Genomic DNA, 22854 nt, shown 5'->3' on the forward strand with positions numbered 1-22854 from the left:
AGCAATGCCTCGATCATCGCTGGGCGTCGTAGTCAGGATGTACCCAGCGCTGATCCGGTGCCGTGCTCCTTGCCGGGAGCACGGCCCACTCCTGTTACGCCCTGTCTGCCCGGAAGCACTTCACGTCCACCTCCACCTTGCAGTCCACCACCAGGTCCTGGACACTGCAGATACGCGCCGGCGGGTGGTCGCCGAAGATCTCGCGGAACACCTTGTTGAAGGACGGGAAATAGCGGGCATCGGTAAGCACCGCGGTGACGTGCACCACGTCCTCAACGCCGTAGTCGGCCTCCTTCATGATCGCCAGGCAGTTGTCGAAGGCCAGCCGGGTCTGTTCGATGATGCTGCCCTCGACGACTTCGCCGTCGGTCATCGGCGTTTGGCCTGAGACATAGAGCCAGCCGCCGGCTTCCACGGCTCGGGCGAAGGGCAGTTTCTGGCCGCCGGTACCGACGCCGCCTTCGACGCCGTAACGGGTGAGAGTCATGGGGATTCCTCCATGCAGTTCTGGGTGAGGGTATTGGGGATGCGCCGGGTGCGGCGCAGCATGCGACCGGCGTGTGCGCCGGTCGCTTCGCCCCGGCGGTAGGCGATCACGCCGTTGACCACCACCAGTTCGATGCCTCGGGCCGGGGCGATGGGGGTGGCGTAGTCGGCAGTGTCCTCCAGGGTGTCGAGATCGAAGAGCGTCAGGTCGGCGAAGGCCTCTTCGCGGATCACGCCGCGGTCGACGAGCCCGAAGTTGGCTGCCGAGAGACTGGTCATCTTGCGCACCGCCTCGGCCAGCGGCATCAGCGCCAGGTCGCGGCTGTAGTGGGCCAGTACCCGGGGAAAGGCGCCCCACAGCCGCGGGTGCGGATGGGGATCGTTGGGCAGCCCGTCGGAGCCGACCATCGACAGCGGGTGAGCCAGCACACGGCGCATGTCGTCCTCGCTCATGTTGTGGTAGACGGCCCCTGCCGGCTGCAGGCGTTCGGCGGCCTCCCGCAGCGATATCCCCCAGTCGGCGGCGATCGCCGTGAGCGGGCGGCGTGCCTGCTCGGGGTGTGGCTCGGACCAGGTGATGCTGATCTCGATCTCGTCGGTGACCTGGCTCAGGTCGAGGGTCGAGGAGCCGGCGGTATAGGGGTAGCAGTCGCAGTGGGCGCACTGGTGGCGGGCCGCTGCTTCGAGCTTCTCCAGGGCGCGGGGGGCGCCGCCCCAGTTGCCGGCGCCGGCGCACTTGAGGTGCGAGATCACCAGCGGCACCTGGCCGTGATGGGCGGTAGCGAAGGCCTCGTCCATGGCGCCGAGCAGGCCGGCGAACTCGTCGCGTAGGTGGGTGGTGTAGACGCCGCCGGCCTCGCCCACGGCGGCCACCAGCGGCTCCATCTCCGCGGTGGGGGCCTGGAAGGCGTTGCGGTAGGCGAGCCCCGAGCTGAGCCCCAAGGCGCCCTCGGCCAGGGCCTGGCGCAGCAGGGATTCCATGGTGGCGATCTCGGCCTGGCTGGCCGGGCGGGCGAAGTCATCCATTACCTGGCTGCGCAGACTGGTGTGCCCCACCAGGGCGGCGACGTTGACGCTGGGCGCCGCCGCGTCCACGGCATCGGCGTAGGCGGCGAAGCTGGGGTAGCGGAAGTCCTCGACCCGTCCCAGCAGGTTCATGGGATCGGGGACCTCGCCTGCGAGGGTCACGGGGCTGGCGCTGATGCCGCAGTTGCCCACCACCACCGTAGTCACCCCCTGGGAGAGCTTGGGCAGCATCGCCGGGGTGCGGATCACGTTGGTGTCGTCGTGGGTGTGCACATCGATAAAACCCGGAGCCAGGTAGCGGCCCTGGCCGTCGATTACGGTCTCGGCCGTGGCACCGTCCAGCGTGCCGATGGCCGCGATACGGTCGCCATGTATCGCGACGTCGCTCTTGAAGGGGGGGGCGCCGGTGCCGTCCAGCACCCGGACGTCCAGGATCAGCAGATCGTAGGTCATCTCAGTCTCCCAGTGGCTGGCGGTTGTCGCCGCCGCGATGGGCATCGAGGGTGAGTTTCAGGCGGCGCAGCTTGTCGCGCGAGCGCTCGCGGTGGCGCAGGGCCAGTTCTAGGGCCAGGACATCGATGGCGGCGAGCATGGCGTAGCGGGACGCAGAGGGGTGGTAGATGAAGTCGGTTTCCCGAGCGGCTACCGGCAACACCACATCGGCATTTTCCGCCAGGGGAGAGCCTTGGGCGGTGATCGCCACCACCTGGGCACCGTACTGGTGGGCGATGCGCGCCGACTCCACCATCTCCGGCGTATGGCCAGTCACGGAGAGCACCACGACCACGTCCTCGGGTTCGAGGGTCGATGCCACCATGCGTGGCAGCAGCGTCTGGGGGTAAGCGCTTACCGCGTAGCCGAGTCGTACCAGGCGGAACTGCAGTTCCTGGGAGAGCATGCTCGAGCCGCCGCCGGCACCGAACACCAGAATCTGGCGGGCGCTGTCCAAGCGCTCCACGGCGCCCGACACGTCGGCTTGGGCGATAAGTTCACGGTTCAGCGCCAGGGTCTGGGTGGCAATGTCGTAGACCGCGGCCGAACCGTCCTCGGCGGCGGCTTCCTGGATGAAGCGCCGGCCCACGGCCAGGGCGCGGGTCAGGCGAGTCTTGAGGTCGCGGACGTTAGCGCAGCCCACGGCGCGGGCGAAACGGGTCACGCTGGCGTCGCTGACCCCGGCCCGGGCGGCGATTTCGCTGATGCTGGCCTCGGTGACGAAATCGATGTCGGCGTAGATGAGTTCGCCAACTTTCTTCTCGGCATCTCGTAGCAGAGAGAAATTGGCTGTGATGCGTGAAAGGATGTCGATCTCTTGGCTCACCGGAGGGCTCCTGTGTCTTGCCTTTCGCAAAAGGTATGTTAGTTTCTAACATGTAGTCAAGTGCGTGTGATATTAACTATCAGTGTGTCATCTCTGGCCAGAGGAGAGCGATCATGAGCGAAGCCGCAATGGCTTGCGATAAAGGGGGCGTCGAGACCGGCCCAGGGCTTTTGACCGGGATCAGCCTGCCGGCAGCAGTGATCCATGAGGCACCGCTGGCACATAACCTGGCCTGGATGCAGCGCTTCGCCGAGGCTCATGGCGCACGGCTGGCGCCCCACGGCAAGACCACCATGGCGCCGGCGCTGTTCCGGCGCCAGCTCGAGGCGGGCGCCTGGGGCATCACCCTGGCTACGGCGCCCCAGTGCCGCGCTGCCTTCGTCCATGGGGTGCGTCGACTGCTGATGGCCAATCAACTGGTGGGCGAGGCCAACATGGGTATCGTCGCCGAGCTGATCGAGGGCGGCGCCGATTACTACTGCGTCGTGGACAGTGCCGAGAACGTACGCCAGTTGGGGCGTTTCTTCGCCGCCAGAGGGCTCGAGTTGCAGGTGCTGATCGAGCTGGGTGTGTCAGGTGGGCGCTGCGGCTGCCGCGACGCCAGCCAGGTCGAGGCCCTGGTGGCGGCGATCGCCGAGCAGCCTTCCTTGAGGTTGGCGGGCATCGAAGGTTACGAGGGGATGATCGCCGGAGGCGACGAGGTTGCCGCGGTACGTGCCTACGGCGCACGCCTGGTGGATACCGTTCGCTTGCTGCACGCCAGCGGTGTGCTCGAGAGCGAGGCGCCGATCGTGACCGCGTCCGGCTCCAAGTGGTTCGACCTGATCGCCGAGGCCTTCGATAGAGCGGAGTTGCGAGAGCACTACACGCCGGTGCTGCGGCCGGGCTGCTATGTGGTGCACGATCACCGGCTCTATGCTAGCGCCATGACCGACGTGAAGGCGCGCCATCCGCACCTCGAGGGCGAATTGCAGCCGGCGCTGGAGGTCTTCGCCCATGTGCAGTCGCTGCCTGAGCCGGGGCTGGCCATCATCGCCCTGGGCAAGCGCGATATCGGCCATGAACCGGACCTGCCAATGCCACTGCGGCTCTATCCGCTATGCTCCCACCCCTCGGCGGCCACTACGCCGCTCGATATCGCCGGCTGGCATGCCACCCATATCATGGATCAGCACGTCTTCCTGGCGATTCCCGGCGATGCCAGGATCGCCGTCGGCGACGTGATCGCCTTCGGCACCTCCCACCCCTGCCTGACCTTCGACAAGTGGCGCCAATTGCTGCTGGTGGATGAGGCGCTGAAGGCCAAAGAGAGCCTGGAGACCTGTTTCTAAGCGGCAGGGCTAGGCGGTTGCGCTGGCTTCCAACCGGGCCACTGCTGCCGGCAGCTCGCGGGTGTGGTAGATGGCGATGGCCCCCTCCGGGGTGGCTTCCGTGTCGGGGAAGTGGTTGAGATGAATCACCTGCATGCCGGCCGCCAGGCCGGCGGCGACGCCCACGGCGGCGTCGTCGATAACCACGCAGCGCGCCGGCGGGTGGCCCATGGCGGCGGCTGCCTGGAGGAACAGGCCGGGATCCGGTTTCCACACCTCGAGGGAGTAGGCGCTGAACAGTCGCTCACCGAAGTGGTGGGCGAAGCCGACGCTTTCCATGGCGCAGCGAATCTTGGCCTCGGGGCCGTTGGAGACCACCGCTTTGGGGTGTGCCGCGAGGGCGTCCAGGGCCTCGGCCATACCGCCAACCGGTGTGAGCTCGGCGCGCATGCGGCGCTCCATCAAGGCGCGCATCTCCTGCTCCAGGCGCTGGCGGCGACCATCGTCGAGGCCACCGAAGCGCTTTTCGAGTTCGAGCACGATGGTCAAGAAGCGGACGCCGCGAAACTCCTCCATGTATTGGTGTGCCGAGAAGGGTAGCCCGAAACTCGGCAGCACCTCGGCCATCACCTCGGCGAGCAGGATCTCGCTGTCGACCAAGGTGCCATCGGAGTCGAACAGCAGGCATAGCGGGATGGTCATGCAAATATCTCCGGATACGTAGCGGTGAGTGCCTTGAGACGCTGGCGGTCGGGTAGGCCTTCCATGTCGCCGATGACCTTGACGGCTTCGGCGCCGAGCAGGTTGCCGCGCAGTACTGCCTGGCGCGGGTCGAGCCCGTCGAGCAGGGCGCTGACCGTGCCGACGGCGAAGGCGTCGCCGGCCCCCACGGTATCGACCACCTCGGCCACCGCAAAGCCGGGCACGTTGAACGTCTCCTCGCGCCCGCCCAAGGTGCCTCGATAGTACCCCCCGTCTGGTCCCAGTTTTATGACAACCGCTGAAGCCCCTCGCTCGAGATAAAAGTCGGAGATGCCCTCTGGGGTGTCCTGTCCGGTCAGCAGCCGCCCCTCGGCCAGCCCGGGCAGAACCCAGTCGGCCTGGGCGGCGAGGTGGTTGAGGGTGTCTCGCATTTCCCCTTCGCTGCGCCACAGGCTGGGGCGCAGGTTGGGGTCGAAGGAGATACTCGCCCCGGCTGCCCGCGCCTCTTGCAGCAGATGGTGGGAGAGGTCTCGGGCGCTGTCGGATAGCGCTGGCGGGATGCCGGTGGCATGCAGATGCTTGAGAGCGCTGAGGTCGAGATTGTCGGCGTCGGAGCGCGACAGCTGGCTGGCGGCGCTGCCATTGCGGAAGTAGCTGACCCTGGGATCCTCGCCGCCCGCCGCGCGCTCCTTGAACAGCAGCCCGGTAGGGTGGGTCGGGTCAGTTGTCAGGTAGCGGCAGTCGAGTCCTTCCTGTTCCAGGGTTTGGCGAATGAACTCCCCGAACCCATCGGCGCCGACGCGGCTCAGCCAGGCGACATGAAAGCCGAGCCTGGCTAGGCCAATGGCGACATTGGTATCGGCGCCGGCGATCCTGCGCCGGAAGTGTTCGACCTCGGCCAGCGAGCCTGATGACTCGGCGACGAACATGGTCATGGCCTCACCGAAGGTGAGAATGTTGGGGGCGTGCTTGCTAGGCATATGAGAATCGTCTCCGCATGGTTCAGTGGCCCAGCGAGGCCGATGAGAATGGCCGAGATGGACTAGGCGGCTGGGTTGACCCCCGTGGCAGTAGCGTCGGGGGGTGTTGGATGTCGGTGGTGGCAGAGGTGGGGTTGGTCAGGCGCTTCACCAAGCAATCAACCGCTGTATGGCCGATGGCTTTGGTAGGTTGGGCAAGGGTGGTAATGCCGGGATCGACCAGCGCACACCAGTCGAGCTCATCGATACCCATCAGGCCGGTGTCGCCGGGTCGAATCGCCAGCGCTTGAAAGGCCCGCAAGGCGGCCAGGGTCATATTGCCGTTGGCGCAGAGGACGGCCTTGGGGGCAGGGCCTGCACGCTGCATGAAGGCATCGAGTGCGGCATGCAGAGGGGCTTCGGCGTTATCTGGCGAATGGTGATACACCTCCTCTTTAAGGCATCTCTGCCGCGAGCCGTCGTGGAACCTTGCCAGCCGCTGTTCACGGGAGCTGACCTGCGCGACGGGTTCGCTGAGATAGAACACCTGCGCGTAGCCCTGCGCTTCGAGATGGTCGAGTGCCATGTCGATGGCCAAGGCATTGTCGAGTCCCACGACATCGGCGAGCGCGTGGTCGAGGCGGCGATCGAGTAGCACCGTGGGAATGCGCTGGGCGGCGAGCGCGTCGAGTGCCGGCTGACTGCTGCCTGCCGGGTTGATCACCAGGCCTTCGACGCGGTAGGCGCTGAGCAGGTCGAGGTGCGCCCGCTCCTGAGCGGGATCGTTGTCGGTGTTGCACAGCATCAGCGAATAGCCATGGCGTCGACAGGCTTGCTCCACGCTGTGCATTACGGCCACGGAGAAGGGATTGCGGATATCGGCCACCAGCATGCCGATCAGCTTCGAGTGGCCGCCCTTGAGGCCGCGAGCCATCAGGTTGGGTGAAAAGCCCAGCTGTGAAGCGGCGGCGGCGATGCGTGCCTGGAGCGCCGGCGAGAGCCGTGCTCGCTCGCCGCCGAAGTAGCGCGACACGCTGGTCTTGGAGGCGCCTGCCACGTCAGCCACTTCGTTCAAGGTAGGGGGGCGGGTGGCGCGTTCAGACATACGTGTCGCATCCAGCATAAAATGGGAACGTTACCATCGTAGTCGTTCTCATGATCGCAAGCAAATTCGGCAAGGTACACCACCAAGGCGCTATGGCCGCAGGCCTGCGCGATGCGGTATCAATAGTGTGAGTATGTCCAGAACCGTGACAGGAGAGCAGTGATGGCGATCTATCGCTACGATGGCAAGACCCCCGACGTACACGCCGAGAGCTATGTGGCTGACAGCGCCGATGTGATGGGACGGGTGGCGCTGCACAAGGGCAGCAGCGTGTGGTACCAGGCGGTGCTGCGCGGCGACAATGAGCTGATCGAGATCGGCGAGGGGAGCAACGTGCAGGAGGGGGCGGTACTGCATACTGACCCTGGCTACCCGCTTACGGTGGGCAAGCGGGTCACCGTGGGCCATCAGGCGATGCTGCACGGGTGTAGCGTCGGCGACGGCGCGCTGATCGGAATTCAGGCGGTGGTGCTCAACGGCGCCAAGATCGGCAAGAACTGCCTGGTCGGCGCCGGTGCCCTGGTCACCGAGGGCAAGGAGTTTCCCGATAATTCGCTGATCCTTGGCTCTCCGGCCAAGGTGGTCAAGACGCTGACCGACGAGGCCATTGCCGCGATGCAGAAAGGTGCCGACAAGTACGTCGAGCGCAGCCGGGTGCACCGGGACACCCTGGAGCGAATCGATTGAGAAAAACGCAGAATCGATGTTGCACTGCACAAAAAGCTTTGCTATGTTGCACTGCAACGAAGGACAAAAAGCCTTCGCCCCAGAAATCTTAGGAGGTGTCCCATGAGCAACGCAACTATCGATCAAGCGACTCAGCAATTCGAATCCATGTTCTTTGGCCCGGCGCGTGCTTACGCTGCCCTGTCCATCGACTATGCCGAGAAGCTGCTGAACACGCAGTATGAAGCAGTCAAGGCCTACAGCGACGTCAGCATGAGCCAGGCACGTGCCATGCTCGACATCAAGGACGCGGAAGGTCTGCGTACTTACGTCGAAGGCCAGCAGAAGGTTGCTAAAGAGCTGTCTGAGCGCGTCAAGGGCGATGCAGAGAAAGTCGTCGCGCTGAATCAGGATTTCGTTCAAAAAGGCCAGAAGCTGGCTGAAGAGAACATCCAGACCGCGTCAAAGGCTGCCAGCAAAGCTGCCAAGTAACGCCTTACGCATGCCGCAAGGCACTGCGTCGAGAAAGCCGCCACCCACTGGGTGGTGGTTTTTTTTGTGTGGACACGCAGGGCAGCCGCTAATGCGGTCGTGCCAAGGTGATGACACATCGGGTGTGACGGTAGCAGACCGTGTCAGGGGGCGTGTTTTTGTATACAAATAATGTCTACCAAATAGCTTCTCTCATGAGTTAGAGTGATTTGGATCATTGTATACATAAAAACAGCAGAGTCCTGAGATGAGCACACCACAACACAGCCAATCGGTTTTCGACTTTCATGGCAGGCCGCCGCTGGACAAGGCGCTGCCGCTCTCCCTGCAGCATATCCTGGCGATGATCATGGGCACGGTAACCGTGCCGATCATCGTCGTCGGCGCCGTCGGCGGTAGCCATGCCGAGCAGATGACATTGATCCAGATCTCGCTGATCGCCTCGGCGCTGTCGACCCTTATTCAGCTTTATGGCATCGGCAAACTGGGGGCGCGCCTGCCCACGATCTTCGGGGTCGGCTTCGCCTATGTGCCGACGCTGGTCGCCGTTGGCGCCCAGTACGGCATCGGCGGCATCCTCGGTGCACAGATCATCGGTGGCGTGACGATGATCGTGGTCGGGCTGTTCATCACCCGCATTCGCCACCTGTTCCCACCCGTGGTGGCGGGCACGGTGGTGCTAGTGATCGGGCTGTCGCTCTACGATATCGCCGTCAACTATATGGCCGGCGGTGTCGGTCAGAACGATTACGGTGACCCGCTCAACTGGCTGATCGCCCTGGCGACGCTACTGGTGGTGCTGGTGGTCTCGCAGTTTGCACGGGGCTTTCTCAAGCTCGCGGCGATCATCTGCGGTATCGGGGTGGGATATCTGTTGGCCCTGGCGCTGGGGCGCGTCGACTTCAGCCCGGTGGCTGAGGCGACCTGGTTCACCGCGCCGAGGGTGATGCCCTTCGAGCTTGAGTTTCACGCCGCGGCGATTCTGTCGGTGGTGATCATCTGTGTGGTCAACTCGGTCCAGACCATCGGTGATCTGTCGGCGACCTCCGTAGGCGGCATGAACCGCGAGCCCACGACTCGCGAGCTGTTTGGCGGTCTGATGGGGAATGGTGCAACCACTGCGCTGGGCTCGCTGTTTGGCGCCATGCCGACCTCCTCCTACAGCCAGAATGTGGGGATCGTGGCCATGACCAAGGTAGTCAGCCGCTACGTATTGGCGCTGGCGGCACTGTTTATGCTGCTTGCCGGGCTGGTGCCCAAGTTCGGGGCGATCATGACCACCATCCCTTACCCGGTACTCGGCGGTGCGACCATCACGGTATTTGGCATGATCACCATGACCGGGATCCAACTGATCACCAAGGATGAGCTCTCGGCGCGTAACATGACCATTGTCAGCCTGGCGCTCGCCTTGAGCATGGGCATCTATGCGGTTCCCGAGGCCATCGAGTACTTCCCGTCTATGCTGCAGCTGGTGCTGGGCGGCTCGCCGATCGTGGTGGCAGCACTGGTGGCGTTCACGCTTAACCTGCTACTGCCCAAGCGCAGCCTGGCCGATGAGGCCGCCGAGCGCGAGGCCATGGCGGCCAAGATGAACGCCGAGCAGCAGGCAGGGCCGGATCAGACCCGCGCAGAGAGCCGTGCCTAGCAGGGCGTTAGCGGTGATGCTGAGACAGCCGGTCGAGGCGTAGCCGCTCGCGTTCGTCGAACAGACGCCGGCTGCCGGCCGTGATGGACTCAAGCGTCAGAGGGGGGTGTTTCAGTCATGGCACAGGTCTCGGCCTCCATGCGCGGCAGTCCGGCCCAGTGATGAAAGGGCGCTTGTCGCTTTGCCTTGAGGACTTGCATCGTCGACAATTCATCCAGGCGATGCAATTTGACCAATCGGTCAGTTGAAATGGCGACACGGCAGAAACATGAGGAGACGACATGCAGGGAATTCGGCGGGGGCTGTTGATGGTGTTGCTGGCCTGGCTACCGGGTCTGGTCCACGCCGGGGTGCCAACGGTGGCTGCCGCCTCGGACCTGCAGTTCGCCCTCGACGAGATAGCGGAACGCTTCACCGCCGAGACTGGCCAGGCGCTGCGCCTGAACTTTGGATCGTCGGGTAACTTCCGGCGCCAGATCGCACAGGGCGCGCCCTTCGAGCTCTATCTCTCCGCCGATGAAGCCTATGTCGAGGCGCTGCACACGGAGGGGCACACCGTCGATGCCGGCGTGCGCTATGCGGTGGGGCGCCTGGTCTGGCTGCAGCCTAGTGGTCGTGATGACATGCCCATGGGGGAGGCGCCCTTGGCCGCAGTGGAAAGCGCCATCGCCACCTTTCAGGCGGGGGAGGGGCGCCCGCGGATCGCCCTGGCCAACCCAGAGCACGCCCCGTATGGCGTGGCCGCCCAGCAGGCGCTGGAACATGCCGGCCTGTGGGCGGGTATGCAGCCGCTGAAGGTGCTCGGCGAGAATGTCTCACAGGCGGCACAGTTTGCCCTAAGCGGTGACGCCCGCGGCGGGCTGGTGGCCTACTCTTTGGCCCTGGCGCCAACGCTGGCGGCACGCTCCGAGCATGTGCTGATCCCCGAGGCCTGGCATGCACCCCTGAATCAGCGCATGGTGCTGATCGACGGCGCCGGCGACACCGCGCGCGCCTTTTACGCCTATCTGCAGCAGGATGAGGCGCGGCAGATGCTGGCCGATTACGGCTTCAGCGTGCCGGCTGAGGATCAAGCACCTTGATGGACTGGCAGGCGCTGACGGTATCGCTGCAGCTGGCGGTCTTTACCTGCCTGCTGCTGATACCGCTCGGGCTATGGGTGGGACGTATGCTGGCCACCCGCCAGTTTCGCGGCAAGGCGCTATGCGAAGCAGCGGTGGCGCTGCCGCTGGTGATGCCGCCCACCGTGCTGGGGTTCTACCTGATGCTGTCGTTCGGGGTCGATGCGCCGTTCGGCGCGCTGTGGCAGCGCCTGACCGGCAGTGGCCTCAATTTCACCTTCAGCGGCATCCTGCTGGCCTCGCTGGTGGTCAACCTGCCGTTTGCCGTGCAGCCGATCCAGCGTGCCTTCGAGGGGGTGCCGAACAACGTCCGCGAAGCGGCCTGGTGCTGCGGGCTGTCGCCGTGGCGTACCTTCACCCGCATCGAGCTGCCGCTGGTATGGCCGGGGCTGGTCTCGGCGCTGGCCTTGACCTTCGCCCATACCCTGGGGGAATTCGGGGTGATCCTGATGGTAGGCGGCTCCATCGACGGTGAGACCCGCACCCTGGCAATCTCTATCTACGACCGCGTGCAGGCCTTCGATGAGGCGGGTGCAGGCATCATGTCGGCGATTCTGCTGGCGGTTTCTTTCGTGACCATCGGTGTGGTTTACGGGCTGGCTCGCCGCGGGAGGGGGCTGCGTGTCTGATCCAGGTCGTCAATCGAGTCCGCCAGGCCTCGACGTCCGGTTGCATCAGCCTGGCCCGATTCCGCTGGCCGCCGACTTCCGCTGCGCACCGGGGGAGCTGCTGGCGCTGGTGGGCCCCTCCGGTGGCGGCAAGACTACCCTGCTACGGGCGATTGCCGGGCTCTACCGGCCAAGCGGCGGGCACATTCGCTGTGCCGGGGAGACTTGGTTCGATGCCGAAGGCGGCGTTTGTCTGAATCCACAGCGGCGGCGCATTGGTCTGGTCTTCCAGGACTATGCGCTGTTTCCCCACCTTACTGCCCAGGCCAACGTGATGGCGGCGATGGGCCATGTGCCGCGGGCCGAGCGCGCCGTCCGCGCAGCGCGCTGGCTGGCACAGGTGCGCCTCGAAGGACTCGAATCACGCTACCCGGCGGCGCTGTCCGGCGGTCAGCGGCAGCGGGTGGCGGTGGCCCGGGCGCTGGCCCGTGAGCCGCGGGCACTGCTGCTCGATGAGCCGTTTTCGGCGGTGGACCAGGTCACTCGACGGCGCCTGCAGCGCGAGCTGGCCCAACTGCGTGAGGTGATCGATATGCCTATCCTGCTGGTCACCCACGACCTCGAAGAGGCGGCAGCGCTGGCCGACCGGCTGTGCGTGCTGCACGCTGGCGAGACCCTGCAGAGCGGCCCCGCCGAGGCGCTGTTCCGCCGGCCGGCGTCGCCCCAGGTGGCGCGCCTGCTCGACAAGCATAACGTCTTCCGTGGCCGTGCGCTGTGCGATGCCAAGGGGCAGGGCTACCTGCAGTGGGGGCCGTACCGGCTCGAAGCCGAGCTGCCGGCGAGCGTTGAGAGCGGCGCGGAGATTGACTGGTATATTCCTCCGTCGGACGTGGTGCTTCATCGTCGCGAGCGTCCCTCTCGCGGCGAGCGTGAGAATCCCGTGCACGGCCGGGTCAGCGAGTTGATCGTGCTGGGGGGCATCGCCCAGGTTACCCTGAGCTTCGACCACACCCGCGATAGTCTGCGCTTCGAGATCGCCACCCATGCCGCGCGCCGCAACGGCCTGGCGCGCGGCGAGCGGGTCAGCGTATCGCTGCTGGCCAGCGGCGTGCATATCATGCAAAGGCAAGACTGAACGAGGAACGATATCGATGAACCTGTCCCGCCGCCAACTGCTGCTTGGCATGAGTGGCTTGCTGATGATGCCCAAGACGCTGTTGGCGCAGTCGAGCGCTGGCGAGCCGATGCACTTTGCCCGCGATATCCTGGCCATTCATAGCCAGCACGGGCCACACAAGCTCGAGGTCGAACTGGCCGAGAGCTTTACCCAGCGAGCTCGGGGGCTGATGGACCGCGACGAGCTGGCCAGTGATGCCGGCATGCTGTTTCTCTATTCCGAGCCCCAGTCATCGCGTAACGGGTTCTGGATGTACCGCACCCGGATTCCGCTGGACATCGCCTTTATCGACGAGCAGGGGCGTATCGTGACCATCGCCAGCATGGAACCGTGTACCTCCTCGGATCCGAGCCAGTGTCCGGTGACCCGACCCGATGCCCGCTATGTCGCTGCCCTTGAGGTCAATGCCGGCTACTTTGTCGAGCACGGCATCGAGGAGGGCGATTGCGTGGCCGTTCCCGGTGCCGCCCTGCAGTGCCTTGCGGAGCTGGACGAGGCCGAGTAGCCCGCCAGGTGTCTTGTACCTTGGTGTAAGTGACTTTCTTTCAACGTCTCGCGCTCTACACTAGGCGAGTGAGTGATCGAACTGCGATGCACCGGTTCCGCCACCCCAGGGCCGGCAGCGTTGCCGACCATTTCCGCCACAAGCGGCCCGAACTCGCCTTGTTATCCCGGGGCGGCAGCATGTTAGACCCGCGCCTCGTGCGTATCCATACCAATAATCGGCGCGCTGCCCGAGAGGCGGTGCCCTCTGCTGCAAGGACATTTCATGACCCTGTCACGCCGCTTGACCCATTTCACCGTTGCGCTGGCCGGTGCCGCGCTGCTTTCCACCTCGCTGTCGGCCCAGGCACGCGAGCTCTCTGTCTCCACCGTGCTGTCCGACGCCTTCCCCTGGGGACAGGCGGCGGAGCGCTGGGCCGAGTTGGTCGAGGAGCGCAGCGAGGGGCGTATCACGCTGCGCGTCTATCCCAACTCCCAGCTGGTGTCCGGCGACCAGACCCGTGAATTCTCGGCGATGCGCTCAGGTCTGATCGACCTGGCGGTGGGCTCGACCATCAACTGGTCGCCGCAGGTACCGGAACTCAATCTGTTTTCGCTGCCGTTCTTCATCCCCGATGAGTCGGCGGTGGATGCCGTCACCGGCGGCGAGGCCGGCAAGATGGTCTTCGACGCCATCGAGTCGCGCGGCGTGGTGCCGCTGGCCTGGGGCGAGAACGGCTTCCGCCAGCTCTCCAACTCGCGGGGGCCAATCAGCGCGCCGGAGGATCTCGACGGGCTGCGAATCCGCGTGGTCGGCTCGCCGCTGTTCCAGGATACCTTCAGCGCGTTGGGCGCCGATCCGACCCAGATGAGCTGGACCGATGCCCAGCCGGCCCTGACCACCGGCGCGGTGGATGGCCAGGAAAATCCGCTGTCGGTGTTCGACGTGGCGCGTATCGATCAAGTGGGTCAGGAGTACCTGACGCTGTGGAACTACATGAATGATCCGCTGATCTTCGCTGCCAATGAGCGCGTCTGGGCGTCACTCGACGAGGCCGACCGCGAGATGCTGCGCGAGACTGCCATCGAGGCCGGCGAGTGGGAGATTGCCATGACCCGCGAGGAAGAGCCTGAGCGGCTCGCCGATATCGAAGCGCGTGGCGTCAACGTCACCGAGCTTAGCGATGAGCAGCATCAGGCTTTCGTCGATGCCACCCAGGCGGTCCACGAGAAGTGGGTGCCGCGTATCGGCGAGGCGATTGTCGAAGCCGCCCAGGCGTCGATGGACGCGCGCTGAGTCGTATCCCTGTCCTACCTGCCGCCCCTGCTGCGCGAGGGGCGGTTCATTTTTTTGTGAGGTCGTCATGAAGGTGTCTCCCGATGCGCGCCCGGAACGCTGGCTGGCGTCGCTGGCGCTGATCATTATCTCTGTCATCAGCCTCGGCAACGTGGTGACGCGCTATGTGACCGGCGGCTCGCTGGCGTTCACCGAGGAGTTCTCGGTGTTTCTGCTGGTGGTGGTGACCTTTGCCGGCGCCTCGGTGGCGCTGCGCCGCAACGGCCATATCCGCATTGGCCTGCTGGAGCGTGCACTGCCCAACGGGCCGCGCAAGGCGCTGATCGTGCTGCAGTGGCTGTGCGGCGTGACGGTGCTGGGGTTGGTGACCTGGTTCGGCGCCAAGCTGACCTGGGAGGAGTATCATTGGCAGTCACTGTCGCCGGGGATCGGCCTGCCGCAGTGGTGGTACATCATCTGGCTGCCGCTGCTCTCGGGCGCAATGCTGATTCGCCAGACCCAGCAGACCTGGGACCGGCTGACCGGGAGGCTCACCGATGAGCCCTGATCTATGGATGCTGCTGGCCTTTGCCGGACTGCTGATCGCCGGCGTGCCGGTAGCCTTCTCGCTGGGCCTGGCCGGGGCGGTGGGCATCGTGATCGGTCTGTCGCCGGAGATGTTGGCGACCCTTGGCACTAACACCTACAACAGCATTGCCAAGTATCCGCTGATTGCCATTCCGCTGTTCATTCTCACTGGCCTGCTATTCGAACGCGCCGGGGTAGCGCTGCGACTGGTGCGCTTCGCCCAGGCGTTGATCGGCCCGCGCCACGGTGGCTTGGCGGTGGTGGCGGTGCTGGTGTGCATGATCATGGGGGGGATGAGCGGCTCGGGACCGGCGGATGCCGCAGCGGTGGCCATGGTAATGCTGCCGAGCATGACCAAGGCGGGCTATCCCAAGCCCTTTTCGGCCACGCTGATCGCCGCGTCGGCCTCTACCGCGATCCTGATCCCGCCTTCCGTGGCGCTGATTCTCTACTCCATCGTGGTGCCCGGCGTCGACCTTCGCGCGCTGTTCGCCGCCGGGCTGTTCCCCGGGATTCTCGCCGGCCTGGCGATGATGGTGCCGGCGCTGCTGTTGTCGCGTCGCTTCGGTTGGGAAGGCGGCACCCCGGTGGAGGGTGCCGAGCAGCTCAAGGTCGGTGAAACCTTCAAGCAGGCGCTACCGGCGCTGTTCGCCCCGGTGCTGATCCTCGGTGGCCTGCGCTCGGGGCTGTTCACGCCTACCGAAGCGGCGGTGGCGGCGGTGGCCTACGGCATCGTGGTGGGGCTGTTCTTCACCCGCGAGCTCAAGTGGCGCGACCTGTGGTCGCTGTTCGGCGAGGCGGCGGTGATCTCCGGTGTGGTGATGCTGATCATTGCGCTGGCCGGTATCTTCGCCTGGGCCGGCACCATGCTGGGTACCTTCCGCGACATGGCGGAGTGGATCATCGCGCTATCCGACAACGGTGTGATGCTGCTGATCCTGATCATGCTGGCGGTGCTGATCGCCGGCATGCTGCTGGATGCCATCTCCATCTACCTGATCCTGATGCCGATTTTGATCCCGGTGATGCAGCACTTCGAGTGGAATCCGGTGTGGTTCGGTATCCTGCTGGCGATGAACATCGCCATCGGCCAGTTCACGCCACCGGTGGCTGTCAATCTGATGGTGACCACCGAGGTCGCCAAGATTCGTCTCGAGCAGACTGTTGGCTGGGCGCTGATCTTCGTCGCCGCCATGGCCAGTGCGCTGGGGCTGGTAGCCGTCTTCCCCGAAATCGCCCTGTGGCTGCCGCGGGTGTTGGGCTACAACGTCTGAGGCTGCTGCACTACGCTGAAGGTAAGCGATAAGGGATAAAATGCATGCGGCAAGGCATGGGTATGACCGCGGTTGCGCTGTTGGCAGTAACGTTGGTGGCGTCAGCCGATGCAGTGGCCGAGACAGCGCGCCACGGCTGGCAGATGCATGATGAGCGCCACCACCGGTGGGCAAGCGATCATTATCGTCATGCGCCGCGTCGTGGGGAACGAACCCGCGAGGTGCGCCCACGAGTCGAGGTGGTGATTCCCCTTGAGCTGCTCACGCCTGCGCCGCATCCGGGAGTGCCGGCGAGCCCGGAGACGCCCGCTATCCCCGACGAGCCGCTGGTGCTCGACTGTCGGGGGCTTGCCGAGCGTATCGAGTCGCTACGTGATAGCCACACCGTCGGGACGCGCCAACTGCGCGAACGTAGGGAGCTGGAAGCCCGCTACCGCCGTGCCTGCCAATAAAGCATTTGTGGCATTTGGTCGTCCTTTAGGCGACATTCGTTGCAAATGCGTGCACAAACTTGCAACCCCTCATCCTAGCCTGTACCAATGGCCGTCCCCGATGAACATCACACGGCGCCGCTGCCTGTCGGCTCGGTAGCGAGTCTGCGTGCGCCGCTGCAGAATAAAACAGGAGATGGCATGAATCAGCGAGTGAATGTCGACCCCGCCAGCACGTTCGAGGCACGCCAGTTCAAGGTCTACACCCATCGTCAGCTCGACAAGATCGAGGCGATCCAGTCTCTGCCTGAGGACCTGCGCTTTGATATGCGGGTGGTCAGTCAGGTGCTGCCGTTCCGGGTCAACGAGTATGTGATAGAGGAACTGATCGACTGGGACAATGTGCCCGAGGACCCGGTCTTCCAGCTTACCTTCCCCCAGCGTGGCATGCTGCGTCCCGAACACTTCGAAGAGGTCGCGGCGCTGGTGCGCCGAGAGGCGCCTGCTGCCGAGATGAAGCCGGTGATCGAGCGGGTGCGCAGCGAGCTCAACCCGCACCCGGCGGGGCAGATGGATCTCAACCTGCCGCTGCTCGATGGTGAGCCCCTGCCCGGCATGCAGCACAAATACCGCGAGACGGTGCTGTTTTTCCCCAGTCAGGGGCAGGTGTGTCACAGCTACTGCACCTTCTGCTTCCGCTGGGCGCAGTTCGTCGGCGACAAGGACCTCAAGTTCGCCTCCAGCGAAGCGGGTTCGCTGCACCGCTATCTGGGCGAGCACCCCGAGGTGCGTGATCTGCTGATGACCGGTGGCGACCCCATGGTCATGAAGGCCAAGCACCTGCGCCAGTACCTGGAAGGCCTGATGGCCCCCGAACTGGATCACGTCCAGGACATTCGCATCGGTACCAAGAGCCTGACTTTCTGGCCCTACCGCTTCGTCACCGACCCCGATGCCGAGGATATCCTCGAGCTGTTCCGTGAGCTGACGGCTGCCGGCAAGCACGTCGCCTTCATGGCGCACTTCAACCACTGGAAGGAGATGGATACACCGATCTGCCGCGAGGCGATTCGCCGTATTCGTGCTACCGGTGCCGAGATTCGCACCCAGGCGCCGCTGCTCAAGCACATCAACGACGACGCCGAGCAGTGGGCGAAGATGTGGACCACCCAGGTACGCCTGGGGATGATCCCCTACTACATGTTCGTCGAGCGTGACACCGGTGCTCGCCACTACTTTGAAGTGCCTCTGGTGCGCGCCTACGAGATCTACCGCGAGGCCATCAAAACGGTGCCGGGCCTGGCGCGCACTGCCCGTGGACCGTCGATGTCCGCCGACCCCGGTAAGGTGGAGATCCAGGGTGTCGCCGAGATCCACGGCGAGAAGATCTTCGTGCTGCGCTTTATCCAGGGCCGCGACAATGACTGGGTGCAGCGGCCCTTTTTCGCCAAGTATGACGAGAACGCCACCTGGCTCAATCACCTGCAGCCGGCGCTGGGGGAGAGCGAGTTCTTCTATGAAGCGGAATTTGACGCCATGAAGGACGAGAAGCAGGCATTGATCGTTAAGGCATCCTGAAATAAAGCGAAAATTAACGATCCCTAAACGCTGATGGCACCTAGACTGCACAGGTATCGGGCGGGCAATAGGAGAAGCTCGCACTGGTACCTGTTTTTTTTAGGAAATTTCGCTAAAGTAGCGAACTGTTAATGGCGATATCCTTGGCTTGGTAGCCGCCCTGCACATAGCGCCAATTCGCTCTACGCTGCGCAGAGGGGCTATAACTATGTTGAGGTTATCGTGACGCAGGGTCATTGCCCCTGGCAGAAAGCGCTCGGCAGGATCGCCGGTCGCGTCGTCAACAACATCAAGAGGTGTCTCATGAAACGCCATGCCTTCACTGCCGCTGCCTTCTCAGGCGCGCTCCTCGGCGCTGCGGCCTTTGCCGCACCCGCCGTAGCCAATGAGCAGTTCATCACCATCGGTACCGGTGGCCAGACCGGCGTTTACTACGTCGTTGGCCAGTCGGTGTGCCGCATGGTCAACCGTGGCAGCGACGACCACAACATTCGCTGCAACGCGCCGTCCACCGGTGGCTCGGTAGCCAACGTCAACGGCATGAAGAGCGGTGAGCTGGACATGGGCGTGGTGCAGTCCGACGTCCAGTATCGTGCCTACCACGGTGAGGCCAACTTCGAGGATGACGGCGCCTGGGAAGACATGCGTGCCGTATTCACCATGCACGGCGAGCCGTTGACCGTAGTGGCTCGCGCCAATGCCGACATCGCAACCTTTGACGACCTGCAGGGCAAGCGCGTCAATATTGGTAACCCGGGCTCTGGTCAGCGCAACACCATGGACGTGGTGATGAACGCCAAGGGCTGGACCACCGATGATTTTGCCCTGGCCTCCGAGCTTGATGCTGCCGAGCAGGCTTCAGCACTGGCCGATAATAACGTTGACGCCATGGTCTATGTGGTGGGGCATCCCAACGGTTCGATCCAGGAAGCGACAACCACCGTTGATGCGCGCATCGTGCCGGTGACCGGCGACGAGATCGATGCGCTGATCGATGAGTATCCGTACTACACCCGTGCCACCATTCCCGGCGGCCTGTATCGCGGTAACGACGAGGACGTCGAGACCTTCGGCGTGGCGGCGACCTTTGTCACCACAGCCAACGTCGACGACGACGTGGTCTACGAGACCGTCAAGGCGGTATTCGAGAACTTCGATCGCTTCAAGCGCCTGCATCCGGCCTTCGAGAACCTCAACGAAGAGGACATGATCTCCGATGGTCTGACTGCACCGCTGCACGACGGTGCCAAGCGTTACTACGTGGAGCAGGGTTGGATCGAAGAGTGATCCTGGCACGCCAGGAGTGAACTGACTCCACCTGACGATGCGCGGTCACCCTGGCGGGAGGCCGCGCATCGTGGTTTTGGACATGATGATCCGAGATTGAACTGAGTATGACGTCAAGCAACTTCGAGTGGATAGGATGCATCCGCGTCACTCGGCCAAGGGCAGGGCAAGCGTATGAGTGCTGACAAGAAAGCGCCGGCAAACGATGTCGATCTGGAGGAGATGGTAGCGGCCAGCGACTCCGGAGCGCGCAAGCCGGCAGGTATGCCGGGTAAACTACTGGTCGGCATCGCCGCGACCTGGTCGTTGTTCCAGCTATGGTTCGCCTCGCCGCTGCCGTACATCCTGGGGTTCGGGGTCTTCAATGCCACCCAGGCACGCTCGATCCATCTGGCTTTTGCACTGTTTCTGGCTTTCATGGCCTATCCGGCCCTGAAGCGCTCACCGCGTGATCGGATTCCGATCCAGGATTGGGTATTTGCCGGCGTTGCGGCCTTTTGCGGCGCCTACATGTTTTTGTTCTATGCCGAGCTGGCCCAGCGCCCTGGGCGCCCCCAGCCTCAGGACGTCATCGTCGGCGTAATCGGTATCATCATGCTGCTCGAGGCGGCCAGGCGGGCGCTGGGTCCGCCGCTGATGATCGTCGCCTCGGTGTTTATCCTCTACTCGCTGCTCGGCCCCTACATGCCCGGCCTGCTTGCTCACCGCGGGGTCAGTGTGGCGGGGCTGATCAACCACCAGTGGCTGACCACCCAGGGGGTGTTCGGTATTGCGCTGGGGGTCTCGACCAGCTTCGTGTTCCTGTTCGTGCTGTTCGGTGCCCTGCTCGACAAGGCCGGTGCCGGTAACTATTTCATCAAGGTCGCGTTCTCGATGCTGGGCCACTTTCGTGGCGGGCCGGCCAAGGCCGCGGTGGTGGCCTCGGGTATGACCGGCCTGATCTCCGGCTCGTCGATCGCCAATACTGTCACCACCGGCACCTTTACCATTCCGATGATGAAGCGGGTCGGGTTCTCGGCCGAGAAAGCCGGCGCCGTCGAGGTCTCCTCGTCGGTCAACGGCCAGATCATGCCGCCGGTAATGGGGGCGGCGGCCTTCCTGATGGTCGAGTACGTCGGCATCCCCTATGTGGAAGTGATCAAACATGCCTTCCTGCCGGCGCTGATCTCGTATATCGCACTGATCTATATCGTCCATCTCGAGGCGCTCAAGGCCAACATGTCTGGGCTGCCGTCGAGCAATCCGGCGCGCCCGCTGATCAATAAGGTGCTCGGTTTCCTGACCGGTCTGCTCCTGCTGATGGCACTGTCGTTTGCGGTCTACTACGGGCTTGGCTGGCTCAAGCCGGTGCTCGGCGATGCCACGCCCTGGGTGGTGGCAGTGGTGCTGGCGGTGGTCTATGTCGGCCTTCTCAAGGTCGGTTCCCGCTATCCTGAGTTGGAGATGGACGATCCGGGCTCCAAGGTGCTCAAGCTGCCCCAGACCAGGCCGACGGTGATGGTCGGGCTGCACTTCATCCTGCCGGTCATCGTGCTGGTTTGGTGCCTGATGGTAGAGCGCCTGTCGCCGGGGCTATCGGCGTTCTGGGCCACGGTGTTCATGATCTTCATCATGATCACCCAGCGCCCGATTACCGCGTTTTTCCGCGGCCGCAGCCGGCTGGCGGCAGATATCAAAGAGGGCTTTCTCGACCTGTGGGACGGCCTGGTGAGCGGTGCCCGCAACATGATTGGTATCGGTATCGCCACCGCCGCGGCGGGGATCATCGTTGGGGCGGTGTCTCAGACCGGGGTTGGTCTGGTACTGGCCGACGTGGTCGAGATCCTGTCGATGGGCAACCTGATGCTGATCCTGCTGCTCACCGCGGTGCTCAGCTTGATCCTCGGCATGGGCCTGCCGACCACCGCCAACTACATCGTGGTCTCGGCGCTGCTGGCGCCGGTGATCGTGATGCTGGGGCAGCAGAACGGGCTGATCGTACCGCTGATCGCAGTGCACCTGTTCGTGTTCTACTTCGGCATCATGGCCGACGTCACGCCGCCGGTAGGGCTGGCCTCGTTCGCTGCCGCGGCGGTGTCCGGCGGGGATCCGATCCGCACCGGCTTCCAGGCGTTCTACTACAGCCTGCGTACCGCGGCACTGCCGTTCCTGTTCATTTTCAATACCGACCTATTGTTGATCGACGTCAGCTTCCTCCAGGGCATCGTAATCTTCATCATTTCGACCATCGCGATGCTGATCTTTGCCGCTGGAACCCAGGGCTTCATGATCGTGCGCAACCGCTGGTACGAGAGCCTGCTCCTGCTACTGGTGGCCTTTACCCTGTTCCGCCCCGGCTACTGGATGGACATCATTCACGACCCTTATCAGTCGGTGCCTCCGGCGCAGCTCGAACAGGCGCTGGACGGTATCGAGGACGGCAGCAATATCCGCGTGCATATCGCCGGCGAAGACGCCTTCGGCGATCCCATGACGACCTATTTGTTGGTACCGGTGCCGTCGGGTGACAGCGGCGCCGAGCGACTCGAGAACCTCGGACTCGAACTCTACGTCGATGGCGATCAGGCAATCGTCGACTTTGTCGAGTTCGGCAGCCTGGCCGACGACATCGGCTTCGACTTCGACCAGGAGATCCTAGAGATCCTTGCGCCGGTGGATCGCTGGGCCAAGGAGTGGATGTGGATTCCAGGCTTCCTGCTGTTCGGGTTGGTGGTGTTGCTGCAGCGTCGCCGTCGTGAGCCGACGTCGGCACAGACGGCGTCAGCCTAAGGAGAGCTGCCATGTATCAGAAACTGTTGCTGCCCATCGACCTCAACGAGGAGGCGTCGTGGCAAAAGGCGTTGCCGACGGCGCTGACCCTGTGTCGCACCTTCGGCGCCTCGCTGCAGATCGTCACGGTGATGCCCGACTATCGCATGCCGCTGGTGGGGTCCTACTTTCCCAAGGACTTCGCCAAGAAGGCACGCGAGGCGCTTGCGGACGCCCAGCAGGCGTTCGTTGACGAGCATGTGCCGAAGGATATCAGCGTCAAGCATGCGGTGATCGACGGCTCGCCGTGGGAAGCTATCATCAAGGCGGCCAAGAAGATCGACGCCGACCTGATCGTGATGGCCTCCCACAACAAGCGCAAGTTTGCCGACTACGTGCTGGGCCCCAACGCCGAGCACGTGGTGCATCACTCGAAGATGTCGGTAATGATCGTTCGCTAGCTAGGTAAAGCCAACGCAGCGCTTCGCGCTGCAATCGCGAATAAATTCGCTCCCACAAGGGAGTAGCGCCAAGGCCAATGTAGGAGCGGCTTTAGCCGCGATGGGGTTGG

At 64.0% G+C, this 22854-nt stretch carries 22 protein-coding genes; 16 read left to right on the forward strand and 6 right to left on the reverse strand.

The window, feature by feature from the left end; all coding sequences use genetic code 11:
• Window positions 1-94: 94 nt before the first annotated feature.
• The 3 genes from BLT16_RS05605 to BLT16_RS05615 are packed head-to-tail and all read right to left on the reverse strand — an operon-like array spanning window position 95 to window position 2830.
• Window positions 95-487, reverse strand: a complete 393-nt coding sequence (locus BLT16_RS05605; protein ID WP_089657540.1) for a RidA family protein — start codon at window positions 485-487, stop codon at window positions 95-97.
• Window positions 484-1965: an N-acyl-D-amino-acid deacylase family protein gene (locus BLT16_RS05610; protein WP_089657541.1), complete on the reverse strand. Its 1482-nt coding sequence runs from the start codon at window positions 1963-1965 to the stop codon at window positions 484-486. The genes BLT16_RS05605 and BLT16_RS05610 overlap by 4 nt, the downstream gene beginning before the upstream one ends.
• 1 nt (window position 1966) lies before the next feature.
• Window positions 1967-2830: a MurR/RpiR family transcriptional regulator gene (locus tag BLT16_RS05615; protein WP_089657542.1), complete on the reverse strand. Its 864-nt coding sequence runs from the start codon at window positions 2828-2830 to the stop codon at window positions 1967-1969.
• A gap of 113 nt (window positions 2831-2943) precedes the next feature.
• Between BLT16_RS05615 and BLT16_RS05620 the strand changes: the two genes are divergently transcribed.
• Entirely contained in the window at window positions 2944-4161 is a 1218-nt protein-coding gene (locus BLT16_RS05620; protein ID WP_089657543.1) for an amino acid deaminase, read from the forward strand.
• Window positions 4162-4170: 9 nt separating this feature from the next.
• On the opposite strand, the gene BLT16_RS05625 is transcribed toward BLT16_RS05620, so the two are convergent.
• The 3 genes from BLT16_RS05625 to BLT16_RS05635 are packed head-to-tail and all read right to left on the reverse strand — an operon-like array spanning window position 4171 to window position 6906.
• Window positions 4171-4842 (reverse strand): HAD-IA family hydrolase, encoded by a 672-nt coding sequence (locus BLT16_RS05625; protein ID WP_089657544.1) that lies wholly within the window; start codon window positions 4840-4842, stop codon window positions 4171-4173.
• Entirely contained in the window at window positions 4839-5822 is a 984-nt protein-coding gene (locus BLT16_RS05630) for a sugar kinase (protein WP_089657545.1), read from the reverse strand. The genes BLT16_RS05625 and BLT16_RS05630 overlap by 4 nt, the downstream gene beginning before the upstream one ends.
• Window positions 5823-5844: 22 nt before the next feature.
• Complete coding sequence (locus BLT16_RS05635) at window positions 5845-6906, reverse strand: LacI family DNA-binding transcriptional regulator (protein WP_089657593.1); 1062 nt, start codon at window positions 6904-6906, stop codon at window positions 5845-5847.
• A 162-nt stretch (window positions 6907-7068) separates the two neighbouring features.
• On the opposite strand from BLT16_RS05635, the gene BLT16_RS05640 reads away from it, so the two are divergent.
• The 15 genes from BLT16_RS05640 (at window position 7069) to BLT16_RS05710 (ending at window position 22744) form a co-directional block, all read left to right on the forward strand.
• On the forward strand, window positions 7069-7593 hold the full coding sequence (locus BLT16_RS05640; RefSeq protein ID WP_089657546.1) for a gamma carbonic anhydrase family protein: 525 nt from the start codon (window positions 7069-7071) through the stop codon (window positions 7591-7593).
• 102 nt (window positions 7594-7695) lie between these two features.
• Window positions 7696-8064, forward strand: a complete 369-nt coding sequence (locus BLT16_RS05645; RefSeq protein ID WP_089657547.1) for a phasin family protein — start codon at window positions 7696-7698, stop codon at window positions 8062-8064.
• Window positions 8065-8311: 247 nt separating this feature from the next.
• Entirely contained in the window at window positions 8312-9712 is a 1401-nt protein-coding gene (locus tag BLT16_RS05650) for a uracil-xanthine permease family protein (RefSeq protein WP_089657548.1), read from the forward strand.
• Window positions 9713-9993: 281 nt separating this feature from the next.
• Window positions 9994-10794 (forward strand): molybdate ABC transporter substrate-binding protein, encoded by an 801-nt coding sequence (gene modA, locus BLT16_RS05655; RefSeq protein WP_089657549.1) that lies wholly within the window; start codon window positions 9994-9996, stop codon window positions 10792-10794.
• Window positions 10794-11462: a molybdate ABC transporter permease subunit gene (gene modB / locus BLT16_RS05660; protein WP_089657550.1), complete on the forward strand. Its 669-nt coding sequence runs from the start codon at window positions 10794-10796 to the stop codon at window positions 11460-11462. The genes modA and modB overlap by 1 nt, the downstream gene beginning before the upstream one ends.
• Window positions 11455-12576, forward strand: a complete 1122-nt coding sequence (locus BLT16_RS05665) for an ABC transporter ATP-binding protein (RefSeq protein ID WP_089657551.1) — start codon at window positions 11455-11457, stop codon at window positions 12574-12576. Before modB ends, BLT16_RS05665 begins: the two co-directional genes overlap by 8 nt.
• A 16-nt stretch (window positions 12577-12592) precedes the next feature.
• A complete protein-coding gene (locus BLT16_RS05670; protein ID WP_089657552.1) occupies window positions 12593-13123 on the forward strand; it encodes a DUF192 domain-containing protein in 531 nt (176 codons plus the stop codon).
• Window positions 13124-13387: 264 nt separating this feature from the next.
• Window positions 13388-14398 (forward strand): DctP family TRAP transporter solute-binding subunit, encoded by a 1011-nt coding sequence (locus BLT16_RS05675; RefSeq protein ID WP_089657553.1) that lies wholly within the window; start codon window positions 13388-13390, stop codon window positions 14396-14398.
• Between the two features lie 67 nt (window positions 14399-14465).
• Window positions 14466-14945: a TRAP transporter small permease gene (locus BLT16_RS05680; protein ID WP_089657554.1), complete on the forward strand. Its 480-nt coding sequence runs from the start codon at window positions 14466-14468 to the stop codon at window positions 14943-14945.
• Entirely contained in the window at window positions 14935-16239 is a 1305-nt protein-coding gene (locus BLT16_RS05685) for a TRAP transporter large permease (RefSeq protein ID WP_089657555.1), read from the forward strand. Before BLT16_RS05680 ends, BLT16_RS05685 begins: the two co-directional genes overlap by 11 nt.
• A 44-nt stretch (window positions 16240-16283) precedes the next feature.
• Window positions 16284-16691 carry a hypothetical protein gene (locus tag BLT16_RS05690; RefSeq protein WP_089657556.1) on the forward strand — a complete coding sequence of 136 codons (408 nt, stop codon included), beginning with the start codon at window positions 16284-16286 and terminating at the stop codon, window positions 16689-16691.
• 180 nt (window positions 16692-16871) lie between these two features.
• The gene (locus BLT16_RS05695; RefSeq protein WP_089657557.1) at window positions 16872-18248 is read left to right on the forward strand and encodes a KamA family radical SAM protein; all 1377 of its coding nucleotides are present in this window, start codon (window positions 16872-16874) and stop codon (window positions 18246-18248) included.
• Window positions 18249-18551: 303 nt separating this feature from the next.
• Entirely contained in the window at window positions 18552-19535 is a 984-nt protein-coding gene (locus BLT16_RS05700; protein ID WP_089657558.1) for a TAXI family TRAP transporter solute-binding subunit, read from the forward strand.
• 174 nt (window positions 19536-19709) lie between these two features.
• Window positions 19710-22304 carry a TRAP transporter permease gene (locus tag BLT16_RS05705; RefSeq protein WP_089657559.1) on the forward strand — a complete coding sequence of 865 codons (2595 nt, stop codon included), beginning with the start codon at window positions 19710-19712 and terminating at the stop codon, window positions 22302-22304.
• Window positions 22305-22315: 11 nt separating this feature from the next.
• Window positions 22316-22744, forward strand: coding sequence for a universal stress protein (locus tag BLT16_RS05710; RefSeq protein ID WP_089657560.1), 429 nt, complete (start codon window positions 22316-22318; stop codon window positions 22742-22744).
• Window positions 22745-22854: the final 110 nt, after the last annotated feature.

Origin of the sequence: Franzmannia pantelleriensis, from assembly GCF_900102875.1 — a bacterium.
Classification (GTDB): Bacteria; Pseudomonadota; Gammaproteobacteria; order Pseudomonadales; family Halomonadaceae; genus Franzmannia; species Franzmannia pantelleriensis.

Excerpts from the sequence above, each read along its gene's own strand:
- BLT16_RS05605 (WP_089657540.1), bottom strand. The coding sequence starts at position 487 with ATGACTCTCACCCGTTACGGCGTCGAAGGCGGCGTCGGTACCGGCGGC.
- BLT16_RS05610 (WP_089657541.1), bottom strand. The coding sequence starts at position 1,965 with ATGACCTACGATCTGCTGATCCTGGACGTCCGGGTGCTGGACGGCACC.
- BLT16_RS05620 (WP_089657543.1), top strand. The coding sequence starts at position 2,944 with ATGAGCGAAGCCGCAATGGCTTGCGATAAAGGGGGCGTCGAGACCGGC.
- BLT16_RS05625 (WP_089657544.1), bottom strand. The coding sequence starts at position 4,842 with ATGACCATCCCGCTATGCCTGCTGTTCGACTCCGATGGCACCTTGGTC.
- BLT16_RS05630 (WP_089657545.1), bottom strand. The coding sequence starts at position 5,822 with ATGCCTAGCAAGCACGCCCCCAACATTCTCACCTTCGGTGAGGCCATG.
- BLT16_RS05635 (WP_089657593.1), bottom strand. The coding sequence starts at position 6,906 with ATGTCTGAACGCGCCACCCGCCCCCCTACCTTGAACGAAGTGGCTGAC.
- BLT16_RS05640 (WP_089657546.1), top strand. The coding sequence starts at position 7,069 with ATGGCGATCTATCGCTACGATGGCAAGACCCCCGACGTACACGCCGAG.
- BLT16_RS05645 (WP_089657547.1), top strand. The coding sequence starts at position 7,696 with ATGAGCAACGCAACTATCGATCAAGCGACTCAGCAATTCGAATCCATG.
- BLT16_RS05650 (WP_089657548.1), top strand. The coding sequence starts at position 8,312 with ATGAGCACACCACAACACAGCCAATCGGTTTTCGACTTTCATGGCAGG.
- modA (WP_089657549.1), top strand. The coding sequence starts at position 9,994 with ATGCAGGGAATTCGGCGGGGGCTGTTGATGGTGTTGCTGGCCTGGCTA.
- modB (WP_089657550.1), top strand. The coding sequence starts at position 10,794 with ATGGACTGGCAGGCGCTGACGGTATCGCTGCAGCTGGCGGTCTTTACC.
- BLT16_RS05670 (WP_089657552.1), top strand. The coding sequence starts at position 12,593 with ATGAACCTGTCCCGCCGCCAACTGCTGCTTGGCATGAGTGGCTTGCTG.
- BLT16_RS05675 (WP_089657553.1), top strand. The coding sequence starts at position 13,388 with ATGACCCTGTCACGCCGCTTGACCCATTTCACCGTTGCGCTGGCCGGT.
- BLT16_RS05680 (WP_089657554.1), top strand. The coding sequence starts at position 14,466 with ATGAAGGTGTCTCCCGATGCGCGCCCGGAACGCTGGCTGGCGTCGCTG.
- BLT16_RS05685 (WP_089657555.1), top strand. The coding sequence starts at position 14,935 with ATGAGCCCTGATCTATGGATGCTGCTGGCCTTTGCCGGACTGCTGATC.
- BLT16_RS05690 (WP_089657556.1), top strand. The coding sequence starts at position 16,284 with ATGCGGCAAGGCATGGGTATGACCGCGGTTGCGCTGTTGGCAGTAACG.
- BLT16_RS05695 (WP_089657557.1), top strand. The coding sequence starts at position 16,872 with ATGAATCAGCGAGTGAATGTCGACCCCGCCAGCACGTTCGAGGCACGC.
- BLT16_RS05700 (WP_089657558.1), top strand. The coding sequence starts at position 18,552 with ATGAAACGCCATGCCTTCACTGCCGCTGCCTTCTCAGGCGCGCTCCTC.
- BLT16_RS05705 (WP_089657559.1), top strand. The coding sequence starts at position 19,710 with ATGAGTGCTGACAAGAAAGCGCCGGCAAACGATGTCGATCTGGAGGAG.
- BLT16_RS05710 (WP_089657560.1), top strand. The coding sequence starts at position 22,316 with ATGTATCAGAAACTGTTGCTGCCCATCGACCTCAACGAGGAGGCGTCG.